The 11,924-nt window shown below is 47.9% G+C and carries 11 protein-coding genes and 1 riboswitch; of the genes, 8 read left to right on the top strand and 3 right to left on the bottom strand.

Annotated elements, in window-relative coordinates; genetic code table 11:
- Nucleotides 1-188: 188 nt before the first annotated feature.
- Nucleotides 189-734 (bottom strand): glutathione peroxidase, encoded by a 546-nt coding sequence (locus JQX58_RS00160; RefSeq protein WP_204144815.1) that lies wholly within the window; start codon nt 732-734, stop codon nt 189-191.
- Between the two features lie 180 nt (nt 735-914).
- Nucleotides 915-2,510 (bottom strand): isocitrate lyase, encoded by a 1,596-nt coding sequence (locus JQX58_RS00165; protein ID WP_204144816.1) that lies wholly within the window; start codon nt 2,508-2,510, stop codon nt 915-917.
- Between the two features lie 299 nt (nt 2,511-2,809).
- On the opposite strand from JQX58_RS00165, the gene JQX58_RS00170 reads away from it, so the two are divergent.
- Complete coding sequence (locus tag JQX58_RS00170) at nt 2,810-4,981, top strand: malate synthase G (protein ID WP_204144817.1); 2,172 nt, start codon at nt 2,810-2,812, stop codon at nt 4,979-4,981.
- A gap of 131 nt (nt 4,982-5,112) precedes the next feature.
- A complete protein-coding gene (locus JQX58_RS00175) occupies nt 5,113-5,724 on the top strand; it encodes a hypothetical protein (RefSeq protein WP_204144818.1) in 612 nt (203 codons plus the stop codon).
- 39 nt (nt 5,725-5,763) lie between these two features.
- Here the strand turns inward: JQX58_RS00175 and JQX58_RS00180 are convergent, their stop codons facing one another.
- The gene (locus JQX58_RS00180) at nt 5,764-6,249 is read right to left on the bottom strand and encodes a 6,7-dimethyl-8-ribityllumazine synthase (protein WP_204144819.1); all 486 of its coding nucleotides are present in this window, start codon (nt 6,247-6,249) and stop codon (nt 5,764-5,766) included.
- Between the two features lie 96 nt (nt 6,250-6,345).
- Nucleotides 6,346-6,490: riboswitch (FMN riboswitch) on the bottom strand.
- A 202-nt stretch (nt 6,491-6,692) separates the two neighbouring features.
- Here JQX58_RS00180 and JQX58_RS00185 point away from each other — a divergent pair.
- The 6 genes from JQX58_RS00185 to cobW all read left to right on the top strand — a co-directional run bounded on the left by JQX58_RS00185 (nt 6,693) and on the right by cobW (nt 11,894).
- Nucleotides 6,693-7,229: a PAS domain-containing protein gene (locus JQX58_RS00185; RefSeq protein WP_204144820.1), complete on the top strand. Its 537-nt coding sequence runs from the start codon at nt 6,693-6,695 to the stop codon at nt 7,227-7,229.
- A gap of 7 nt (nt 7,230-7,236) precedes the next feature.
- A complete protein-coding gene (locus JQX58_RS15615; protein ID WP_204144821.1) occupies nt 7,237-8,742 on the top strand; it encodes a methyl-accepting chemotaxis protein in 1,506 nt (501 codons plus the stop codon).
- A 75-nt stretch (nt 8,743-8,817) separates the two neighbouring features.
- Nucleotides 8,818-9,120, top strand: coding sequence for an MliC family protein (locus JQX58_RS00195; RefSeq protein ID WP_204144822.1), 303 nt, complete (start codon nt 8,818-8,820; stop codon nt 9,118-9,120).
- Between the two features lie 100 nt (nt 9,121-9,220).
- Nucleotides 9,221-9,997, top strand: coding sequence for a precorrin-3B C(17)-methyltransferase (gene cobJ / locus JQX58_RS00200; protein ID WP_204144823.1), 777 nt, complete (start codon nt 9,221-9,223; stop codon nt 9,995-9,997).
- Between the two features lie 30 nt (nt 9,998-10,027).
- Nucleotides 10,028-10,795, top strand: coding sequence for a precorrin-4 C(11)-methyltransferase (gene cobM / locus JQX58_RS00205; RefSeq protein ID WP_204144824.1), 768 nt, complete (start codon nt 10,028-10,030; stop codon nt 10,793-10,795).
- 22 nt (nt 10,796-10,817) lie between these two features.
- Complete coding sequence (gene cobW / locus JQX58_RS00210; protein WP_204144825.1) at nt 10,818-11,894, top strand: cobalamin biosynthesis protein CobW; 1,077 nt, start codon at nt 10,818-10,820, stop codon at nt 11,892-11,894.
- Nucleotides 11,895-11,924 lie beyond the last annotated feature (30 nt).

Here is an 11,924-nt window from a genome sequence, read left to right on the forward strand (position 1 = left end):
AGACTGAGTGTCACATAGTTTTGATTAATGTAGGTTTTAGTCCGCTGAACTATTGATGCAGGTCTATACTTTTTTCTTTATTAGGAAATGATTAACTAAGATGCTTGCGGCGTAGAAGGTTTCATCTAAGGCGTAAAGGGGACGCCTTAGATGAAGATCTAGTTTGATCTGAACAGTGTTAGAAATGCTTAACCGTTGGAGAGAGCCTTGTGAATAGTACTGACTAAGTTGGTATCTTCCACGGTAGTGTTGGGTGCAAATCGACCAATCACTTGACCTGAGCGACAAATGACAAATTTCTCAAAATTCCACACCACCTCTGGTTCTGGTGTTGGGCTGATGTCGTAACGCTCTAACTGCGCCACCATCTGCTCTCGGTTAACGGCTTCTGGCGCTTGTTCGATAAGGTATTGATACAACGGGTGCTTATTTTCACCAATGACTTGGATCTTACTAAACATGGGAAAAGTAACGCCGTATTCTGTGCTGCAAAAATTTTGAATCTCGCTCTCGGTACCAGGCTCTTGTCCCGCAAAATCGTTGGCGGGGAAGGCGAGAATCTCAAAACCTAGATCCTTGGTATGCTCGTAAAACTCTTGCAAAGCTTTGTATTGAGGCGTTAGCCCGCACTTAGAAGCAACGTTTACGATCAGTAGCACTTTATCGCAGAAAGGCTCTAACGTGGTCTCGTTGCCCTCAATGTCCTTGACTTTGATGTCGTATAAATCGGTCATGCTGTTACCTCTTGCGCTGCTGCATATCGGCCGTTAAGGGAAATGCTAAAAATGTGTAGGGCTGTAAAGAGCGTGCTGAGCCAAAGGGCTTGCTCTATCAGTGTAGTGGTGTGATGGCTGACGTCAAATAAAAAAGGGCTGCATAAGCAGCCCAAAGGGAAACCAAATCTGACTGAGATATTAGGCAAATTGATTCATAGTGTTGTCCTTACCAGAGGCTTTAAGTGCAGCCTCACCAGAGAAGTACTCCTTATGATCATCGCCCATATCTGAACCGGCCATATTCTGATGTTTTACGCAGGCAATGGATTGGCGGATCTCTTCACGTTGTACATTTTTTACATAGCCCAACATGCCTTCATCGCCAAAGTACTCCTTGGCTAAGTTGTCGGTCGATAGTGCCGCCGTATGGTAAGTCGGTAAGGTGATTAAGTGATGGAAGATTCCTGCCTCTCGCGCGGCATCCGCTTGGAAGTTACGAATACGATTATCCGCTTCTTTGGCCAGCTCACTGTTGTCGTATTCTTCGCGCATTAGTTGCTCGCGATCGTAGCTTGCTACATTACGGCCTTCTTCCTGCCATGCATCAAACACTTGCTGACGGAAGTTCAGCGTCCAGTTGAACGATGGTGAGTTGTTGTATACCAATTTAGCGTTCGGCACGGCTTGGCGAATTCGATCCACCATGCCTTTGATTTGTCCGACATGGGGTTTTTCTGTTTCGATCCAAAGCAGGTCGGCACCGTTTTCAAGAGAGGTAATACAATCCAGCACCACACGATCTTCGCCAGAGCCTTTCTTAAATTGGAATAAATTGCTTGGTAAGCGTTTTGGGCGTACCAGTTTGCCATCACGCACCATGAGTACATCGTTTTCGGTCGCCTCAGCCATATTGATTTCTTCAACGTCCAAGAAAGCATTGTATTGCGCACCTAGATCACCTGGTTGTGTCGATACTGCAATTTGCTTGGTTAGACCTGCGCCTAATGAATCGGTACGGGCGACGATAACACCATCTTCTACACCTAACTCTAAAAAGGCATAGCGCACAGCACGAATTTTGGCTAAGAAATCCGCGTGGGGCACGGTGACTTTACCGTCTTGGTGGCCACATTGTTTCTCATCAGATACTTGGTTTTCGATCTGGATACAGCAGGCACCTGCCTCGATCATTTTTTTCGCTAATAAGTAAGTCGCCTCGGCGTTACCAAAGCCAGCATCAATGTCGGCGATGATTGGCACAATATGTGTTTGGTACTCATCTACCTGCTTTTGCAAAGAGGCTGCTTTAACCTGATCGCCTGCTTCGGTTGCTTGATCTAACTGTCTAAATAACCCCCCTAACTCGCGCGCATCGGCCTGACGTAAGAAGGTGTATAACTCTTCGATCAAGCTTGGCACTGAGGTCTTCTCGTGCATCGATTGATCCGGTAAAGGGCCAAACTCAGAGCGCAGCGCCGCAATCATCCAGCCTGATAGGTATAAGTAACGACGATCTGTGTTGTTGAAGTGTTTTTTAATCGAGATCATTTTTTGCTGACCGATAAAGCCGTGCCAACAACCAAGTGATTGAGTGTACTGGCTTGGATCGCGGTCGTAGCGCTCCATATCATCACGCATGATCTTGGCTGTGTAGCGGGCGATGTCTAAGCCGGTTTGAAAACGGTTTTGTGCACGCATACGGGCCGCATACTCGGGATTGATCGCTTGCCAAGCGCTGCCATGTTGAGCGATTAAACGAGCGGTGTTGTCAGTATCTTTTTTGTAGTTAGACATAGCGAGTTCCTCATTCTGAAATGGAATGCTGGGGAGCCTGAGCTGCCAGCCGTATGTTTTTTGAACATGTTTTCAGTCTGGTCTCTCGGTTTTGATTCGGCTAATTTATGTTTGTTATTGTAGCGATACATAATGTGAATGTGATTTATGGTGTTTTTTTACTCATAGTGGTTACTAAGTGACTTAAAACGGTTTGCAGAGAATATGGTTATTTATTTTATGTATAAGTGTATTCATGAAATAAATGGAGTGAGTTTCTGGCTGCCACGCCCAACCATCGAATAAAAAAGGAACCCATTATGACTGAAACAATAAAATGCCACGGGCTCACCATTGACGCGGATTTATACAATCTGGTTGAGCAAGAAATGCTGCCAGATTCAAAGGTGGATTCAGATGTGTTTTGGCAAGGCATGTCGACATTGATAGAAGAGCTTGGGCCACAAAATGCCGCCCTGCTAGCACAGCGTGATCATCTGCAGGCGCAAATTGATGACTATCACCAGGCACGCAGTGGTCAGCCTCATGATGCCGACAGTTACCAACACTTTTTACGTGAAATAGGTTATTTGGTAGCGGAGGGCGCTGATTTTCAGGTCCAAACTGAGCAAGTGGATGAAGAAATCGCCAAACAAGCCGGCCCACAGCTAGTTGTGCCCGTCAAAAATGCGCGTTTTGCGCTGAATGCTGTCAATGCTCGCTGGGGCAGTTTATACGATGCTTTATATGGTACAGACGCTATCCCAGAGGAAGAAGGCGCGGAGCGCAGTGGTGCGTTCAATCCAGTGCGTGGCCAGCGAGTAACGGCTTATGGTCGTCAATTTCTAGATCAAGTGGCGCCTTTGGTGGCTGGCTCGCACGCCCAAGCGCTCACGTACCAAATAGTCGATCAAGAACTCGCTGTTACGCTTAAAAATGGTGACGTAGTGCAGCTACAAGATACCCTGTTGTGTCGCGGTTTTCGTGGCACTGCTGATGCACCTGAAGCGATCTTGCTATGTCATCATGGTCTGCATATCGAGCTGTTGATTGACCGCGCTGGCTTCATCGGTAAAGACGATCCAGCTGGGATTCAAGATATCATTGTGGAAGCTGCCGTTAGTACGATTATGGATTGTGAAGACTCAGTAGCGGCGGTTGATGCTGAGGATAAAATCGAGGTGTATCGCAATTGGCTGGGGCTGATGCAAGGGACCTTAGAGGAGAGCTTTGTCAAAGGCGGTAAAACCATTACCCGTAGCATGAACCCTGATCGTGAATACTGTGATAAGCGTGGTCAAGCGCTCACTCTGCATGGGCGCAGCTTGTTATTTATCCGCAATGTTGGGCACTTGATGACCAATCCAGCGATTTTGGACGCGTCGGGCCAAGAAGTGCCGGAGGGTATTTTAGATGCCATGATGACCGCCTTAGCTGCCAAGCACGACCTCTTAGGGAATACCCAACGTAAAAATAGCCGAGCAGGCAATATTAATATCGTTAAACCTAAGATGCATGGGCCTGAGGAAGTGGCCTTCACGGTGACCTTATTTGAGCGGGTTGAGCAAATCTTGGGGCTTGCGCGCAACACCATCAAAGTTGGCATTATGGATGAAGAGCGTCGTACTACGGTGAACTTGAAAGAGTGTATCCGTCAGGCTAAGGAGCGCGTGGTATTCATCAATACTGGCTTCTTGGATCGTACCGGTGATGAAATCCATACTTCAATGCTCGCTGGGCCTTTTGTGCCGAAAACTCAGATGAAGCAAGCGGCCTGGATTCGCGCTTACGAAGATTGGAACGTTGATATCGGGATCGAGTGTGGCTTGCCTGGTAAAGCGCAGATAGGTAAAGGGATGTGGGCCATGCCTGATGAAATGGCTGCCATGTTAGAGCAAAAAATAGCACACCCAAAAGCTGGTGCGAGTACGGCTTGGGTACCATCGCCAAATGGCGCTATTTTACACGCTACGCACTACCATTTTGTGGATGTGTTTGCGCAACAAAAAACGCTAGCAGAGCGACCTCGAGCTGCTTTAAAAGACCTTTTAACCTTGCCTCTCATGACAGACCCTCACGCGCTTAGCGAAGAGGAGATTCAATTTGAGCTCGACAATAACGCCCAAGGCATTTTGGGCTATGTGGTGCGCTGGATTGATCAAGGCGTGGGTTGTTCGAAGGTGCCTGATATTCATAATGTTGGCCTTATGGAAGATCGCGCGACACTGCGTATTTCATCTCAGTATTTAGCCAACTGGTTACATCATGGTATCTGTTCAGAAGAGCAGGTAATGGCTTCGTTCAAACGCATGGCGCAGATTGTCGACCAGCAAAATGCAGCGGACCCTAACTATATTGCTATGGCACCAAACTTTGATGGCATTGCCTTTAAGACAGCGTGCGATTTGGTATTGCAGGGCAAAGCTCAGCCCAATGGCTACACTGAGCCTCTGTTACATCAACGCCGTCAGGCATTTAAAGCGCAACGCTAAAACCTACGTAACGGCTAGCCGCCTACCGATTTTATCGATAGGCGGCTTTTTTATACTTGCAAGCGTTACATATGCGTTTAGGTTGGTTATATTGAGCGCCGATACGATTGAAATAAAGGGTTTGCAAAGGAATGAAACAAGCAGCATTGGGCAGCGTAATGTGCTTACTACTAGGCAGCGCACAAGCCACAACGACCCAGACTCACACCAGTAATGCCGCCTTTTTATTGGAGTACAGCAAGGGCGCAGAGCTTGAGCAGTTTGGCGTTGGCGTTGGCGTTCACCCTGAGGATGCGCGCTCTGGCTTTGGCGGTCTGTATTATTCAGAAAAGATCCTGCGCCAAAGCAGCAAAACTGAGCTTCAGACCTTAGGTTTTCGCGGTTTTAGTACCGAGGGGGGTGTTGATGATCCCCGTGGGGCAGACATCACGCTGGGTCTTAGTCGAACCGAGACCGACACAGGCTATAAACGCAGTGGTTTTAGTGCTCGAGCCATGCTCTATACACCCATTATGGCACGCACTACTTGGTACATAGGTGCTGATGTGCGACCGACGTTTTTGTCGTTTGACTGGCATAACGATGTTTTGTCAGAAGTTGGCTTTGAAACGGGCATCAATGTGCGATTGCTGGATGATTTAAGCCTTTACGGTTTTTATTACCATGAGACTAGATGGTTGGACGATTTGAGTACAGATATGTTTGGTGCTGGGGTCGCGGCAGGCGTTAATTGGGTTTGGTAAAAAAATGGCAGCTTAGCGCTGCCATTTTTATTGGCTCGATTACGACTTAGCCAACTCCGTAAGCATCATGGCACGGTTAGCCGCTTGCGCTAGTTCTTGGCCTTTCTTAACGAAGTGACGCTTGAAGTAGCTTGAGTGCTCGTCATGCTCGTGGAAGTTATGTGGCGTTAGTACGGCTGTCAAAACCGGCACTTCGGTTTCTAGTTGTACTTGCATAAGGCCCGTACAAACCGCTTGCGCGACAAAATCATGACGGTAGATACCACCATCCACGACCAAACCGCTGGCAGCGATTGCATGGTATTGGCCAGTCTTCGCAAGCAGCTTGGCTTGCAGTGGGATTTCGTAGGCGCCCGGTACGGCGATCAACTCAAGGTTATCTTCGCTGTAGCCATTAGCCAGCATCACTTCTTTAAAACCTTCCCAGCACTGTAGCACGATGTCGCTGTGCCAAGACGCGTGCAGAAAAGCGATGCGTTTGTTAGACGGATTGTATGTTTGAGTATTCGTTGAGCTCTGATTCATTGTATGTATATTCCACAAATAATGCTTGAATCAGGGCGAACGGGAGGCAAGCCGAAAAGCTTTGAAGTACGTTCAAAGTCTGAAAAATCTTGTCTACGCCGTCCTCTATCATCCGGACTATAACCGTCGGCTCTGGAATCACACCAGATCTGCTGACCTTACCCCTAAGAGTAAGCGCTCGCGGGCTTTGAGTTAACTCATTACCGCCGGTGGGGAATTACACCCCGCCCCGAGAACGAAGTCACCTAAGTGACGCGGATACTTTAGATTTTGTCGCCGCCTCTGTCAAAGCAAAAAACACGGAAAAGTTGCACAAAAACGAACAAAAAATTACGAATAATAAGAATGTCTTATGACAAAAAATTGATCTATGACAGATTTTTTGATGACGAGATCATTACAATGGCAGCGATTGTGCTGGGTCCAAATTGAGGAATGAGTAAATGCTAACCAATCAAGCGATAGGTAATGGCCAAGAGGTATTACTCGAACAAGACGATCTGCTCGTCAGTAAAACCGATACCAGGGGCAAAGTAACGTACGCTAATCGCCGCTTTATGAATATTTCTGGCTACTATGAGCAGCATTTATTGGGCCAGCCGCATAACATCATTCGTCACGCTGATATGCCGCGTGCGGTGTTTAGGTTGATGTGGCGTATGTTACAAGAGGGCAAAGAGTTCTTCGGCTTTGTCAAAAATAGTTGTGCCGATGGGCGTCATTATTGGGTATTTGCCAACGTGACGGTAGACCTAGATGAGCATGGCGTCTCTAAAGGCTATTTTTCGGTGCGACGTTGCCCACCTCGCTCCGCCGTAGACTATTGCGAAAAACTATATCGCGATATGCGATCCATCGAGGCCGGAACTCCAGGAAACGGAGGCATTGATAAGTCATTGGCTTACTTACAGGAAGTGGTTTCTGAGCAGTACCCATCGTTTAATGAGGCCATGCTGGCACTCTACAACCAAAGTAAGTAGGTAATAGATGTCGATCTTAAAAAATCACTCTAGTCGAAGTATCCCCTTTTTACGCACACAGATTATCGGTTTAAGCATTACGGGTGTGGTGGTGTTGCTGATCGCAGCGGTGAATCATTTTTTGTTAAATGGCAACTATTGGATTTCGTCATTTTGTATCGTCGCCCTGTGCGCCATTTTTGCCGTACTCGCACGCCAAGGTTTGCGCTTAGTGGATACGTTACAGCGTTTATCTTTTACTATTTCAGCCTGCTGTAAGGGCGAGCTGCATCATCGCATCACTAATACTAAAGGTTTGGGTGAGCTTGGCATGGTGGCTTGGGAGCTGAATGATCTACTGGATCGCATAGAAACCTATTTCAAAGAGCTGGATACCAGCTTTGCTTATGTCTCCAGAGGAGAGTTTCACCGCAGTCCCTTAAGTGTAGGCCTACCAGGTAACATGAAGCGCTCGATTCAATCGGTCGAGACATCAGTGGAGGCGATGAAAGCCAATGTTGGTTTGATCAATCGTAATGAGCTGGCCTCGAACCTTCATGCCCTCAATACCGAGAATTTGATCAGTAATTTGCGTGAAGCGCAGGCGGATTTGATGCGCGTCGATCAAGAAGTAGGGCAGGTCGGTGAGCAAGCGGGCGCCAATGCTAGTTCAGCACAAGAAAGTCTTGCGGCTGTTGAGAAAATTCGCAGTTCAATTGACCAAGTCAGTAAGACCATTACTCAAGTTTCCAACGTAGTGGATGCTCTAAGTCGAGACTCACAGCAGGTGAATGCCTCGCTAGTCACCATCAAAGACATTGCCGAACAAACCAACTTATTGGCGCTTAATGCATCGATCGAAGCGGCGCGCGCAGGGGAAGCCGGGCGTGGTTTTGCCGTGGTGGCTGATGAGGTTAAGCAGCTGGCAAATCGTACCAAAGAAACTGCTGAGTCGGTGGATCAGGTGTTATCGACCTTTAGTCATCAAGTCACAGAAGTGTCGCGTATTACGCAAGAGTCGCAAGCACTGAGCAGTGGCATGCAGGAGCTTGTGAGTGGCTTTGAGCAGCAGTTTACCCAGTTAGCGAAGTCTTCGCGTGTGTCTGCATTAAGCGTCGATGGCGTGGGTACGGTTATCTATCATGCTTTGATTAAGTTGGATCACGTTATTTACAAGCAAAATGGCTACGTTGCTTTGCATGCCGCTGAAGCAGGCCATGAGCACGAAGCGGCGCGCGTTGATCATACTATGTGTCGTATGGGTAAATGGTATTACGGCGAAGCGCAAAGCGAGTCCTATGCTAAGAGTGAAGCGTTCAAGCGCCTAGAGCAACCGCACCAGCAGGTACATAGCTCAGTTCATGCAGCGATTGAGCAAGTAGACAGTAACTGGGAGTCGGATGCGCAAATACGCAATGACATCGTAGATTCTATGCGCTTGGCCGAGGAAGGCAGTGAGCAAGTCATGTATTGGGTGAATCAATTAACCGAACAACGCTTAGAACAGATGCACGAGCAGATAAAAAACGTATAGAATACGTCCTCAACAAATTGAGTGTTAAGTGCCTAGCGTGATGCGCTAGGCACTTTTTGTTTGAATGGATGGTGAATGAAAAAACTCCTGCTCATAGGATTACTGAGTTACATTGGCTCGACGGGGGCGTACTACTCTTACCCAAATGTCTCCGCTAAAGTTACTCACTATGTTTGCGATGGCTTAAGCGTTGAAACCACGTCAGAGCCTGGTAAGTTGTACTTACAAGTAAGCCACTACACCTATGTATTGCTATTAAAACGTTCTGATAGGGGCGCCCTGTATCAGAATGATGTCTTGTCATTTGTCGATCATGGTGACACGGCAACGCTCAATATCAACAAACGTGTTCGACACTGCGATAAGCAAACGCTTTAGTCACTCTCTCCTGAATATCCTTCACTACTTTGCATAAGCTTTTCATCCTTTCTTTAAGACGAGTGTGTACAATAACGACCATTATTTAGAGTGGATGGTTATGAGTAAGCTATTTGTGATGGGCATGGGCCCTGGAGATCTTGGGCTGGTTGCCCCGAATGCAACCAAAGCATTAGCAGCGTGTACGGACTGGGTCGCTTATGGCTACTATTTGGACCTATTAGGTGAATTGAGCGAAGGGAAAACCTTCCATAACCTACCGCTAGGTGAAGAAATTGGGCGCGCACGTTTAGCACTGGATTTAGCCGCTTCAGGTAAGACCACCGCTTTGATCTCAAGTGGCGACATCGGCATTTACGCCATGGCAACCTTGGTGTTTGAGCTGTTAGATCAGCAGCTGCAGGGCAAAGAGACACATCCTGAGTGGCTTGATGTAGACATCGAAGTCATTCCGGGTATCTCGGCGATGCAAGCTGGTGCAAGCTGCGTCGGTGCCATGCTAGGTCACGATTTCTGTACCGTTTCACTAAGTGATTTGCTAACCCCTTGGGAAACCATCGATAAGCGCATTCACGCCGCAGGCGCTGGCGATTTTGTTATTTCCTTTTATAACCCTGTCTCGAAAAAGCGCGATTGGCAGCTTAATCACGCCCGTGATGTACTACTGCAATATCGACCCGCTTCGACGCCCGTTATGATCGGTCGTCAGCTGACGCGTCCAGAACAAGACATTACCTTTACCACATTGGGTGAGCTCGATGCTAAAGACGTCGACATGTTTACCATGGTTAGCGTGGGCAACAGTGAATCACGCCATATCGTCAACGGTGAACGTCACTGGATCTATACACCGCGTGGCTACTCTAAAAAGCTTTAAACGAAATTAATCTATCGGTAGGTAGTGTTTATGACGGTATATTTTATTGGGGCAGGGCCAGGTGACCCAGAGCTGATGACAGTCAAAGCGGTGAACACCATTGCGCGCTGTCCGGTGGTGCTATACGCAGGCTCTTTGATTCCAGAGCAAGTGATAGCAGGGGCACGGGACACCGCTGAGGCTGTTTACGACAGTGCTGAACTCAACTTAGATGAAACCACAGCGATCATCGAGCAAGCTGCTAAAGAAGGTAAAGACGTGGCACGTCTGCAATGTGGCGACCCAGCATTATATGGTGCCACGGGCGAGCAAATGCGGCGTTTGGATGCATTGGGTATCGATTATCAAGTGATTCCAGGTGTCAGCGCGGTGGCTGCTTCTGCGGCCATGCTGAACAAAGAGCTGACCCTGTCGGGTGTGTCACAGACGGTGATCATGACCCGTTATGAGGGCAAAACGCCATTCCCTGAGCGTGAGCGTTTGCCACAACTTGCTCAAAGTGGCGCGACCTTGGCGATTCATTTAGGCGTTACGCGTATTCACAAGATCGTGGAAGAGTTGGTGCCACATTATGGGGCTGATTGTCCGGTAGCAGTGTGCTATCGCACCAGCTGGCCGGATCAAGATTATGTGACGGGCACCTTGGCTGATATTGTCGAAAAGGTTCGTGCTAAGAAGTTTACTCGTACTAGTTTGATTTTGGTGGGACGCGTATTGGACTGTGATGATTTCGCTGATTCCTATCTATACGATAAATCCCAAGCACACATCTATCGCAAAATTCATCAACAAAAATAACCACTGAGTAGCAGGATTGATCATGCAACTGAATAAGATTCCCACTACCGTTGTCACAGGCTTCCTTGGCAGTGGTAAAACCACTTTATTATCCAACGTTTTACAACAAGCGGCTGGCAAGCGCATCGCTGTCATTGTTAATGAGTTTGGCGAGCTGGACATCGATACCGATTTATTGCGTTCGTGCCCACTTGATTGCGATGACGAAAGCGGCGCAACGCAAACCGAAGAGGGTTTTTATGAGCTGGCCAATGGATGTATCTGCTGTACGGTAGAAGAAGAGTTTTTACCGGTCATGAAACAGTTGGTTGAGCGTCGTGATGACATTGACCATATCCTAATCGAAACCAGCGGTTTGGCCTTGCCAAAGCCATTGGTGCAGGCATTTAACTGGCCGGGCATCAAAGAGCATTGTACTGTCGATGCAGTGATCACTGTGATCGATGGTCCTGCGGTAGCAGCGGGGCGTTATGCTCACGACGAAGACAAAGTTCAAGCACAACGCTTGGCGGATGAATCCCTTGATCACGACCCTTCACTGCGAGAGTTGCTGGATGATCAATTGAGCGCAGCGGACTTAGTCGTGGTGTCTAAGAATGACTTATTAGATGCTGATCAGCGTGAGCGCGTGGCCAGCATCATCGAAAATGAAGTGGCGTCGAGTGTTAAGATTGCCTACATCGAACGCGGCGAAGCGGCACTTGATGTGTTACTTGGTCTTGAGTCGGCGACTGAAGCGCGCATCGAAGCTGTGCATAACCATCACGACCATCACCATGCTCACGGTCACGATCATGATCATGCCCACGATCATTTTGACTCGTTTGTCGTAAAGCTTGGCGAAGTGGATGCAGACATTCTGCAAGAGACCTTAGAACGTTTGGTAGAAAACAATAACATTTACCGTATCAAAGGTTTTGCCGCAGTGAATGGCAAGCCGATGCGTCAAGTGTTCCAAGTCGTGGGGACACGCTTAGATCGTTATTTCGATCGTTTGTGGCAACCAGAAGAGCTCCGTCAAACGCAGTTAGTATTCATTGGCAAAGGTATTCATCAAGCCGATGTGGAAGCGACGTTGCATGAGGCGTTATCGGCTTAGCCATGTGTGAACGTTTAGATTAAGAGGCTT

This window comes from Marinomonas ostreistagni (assembly GCF_016888445.1).
Lineage (GTDB): Bacteria > Pseudomonadota > Gammaproteobacteria > Pseudomonadales > Marinomonadaceae > Marinomonas > Marinomonas ostreistagni.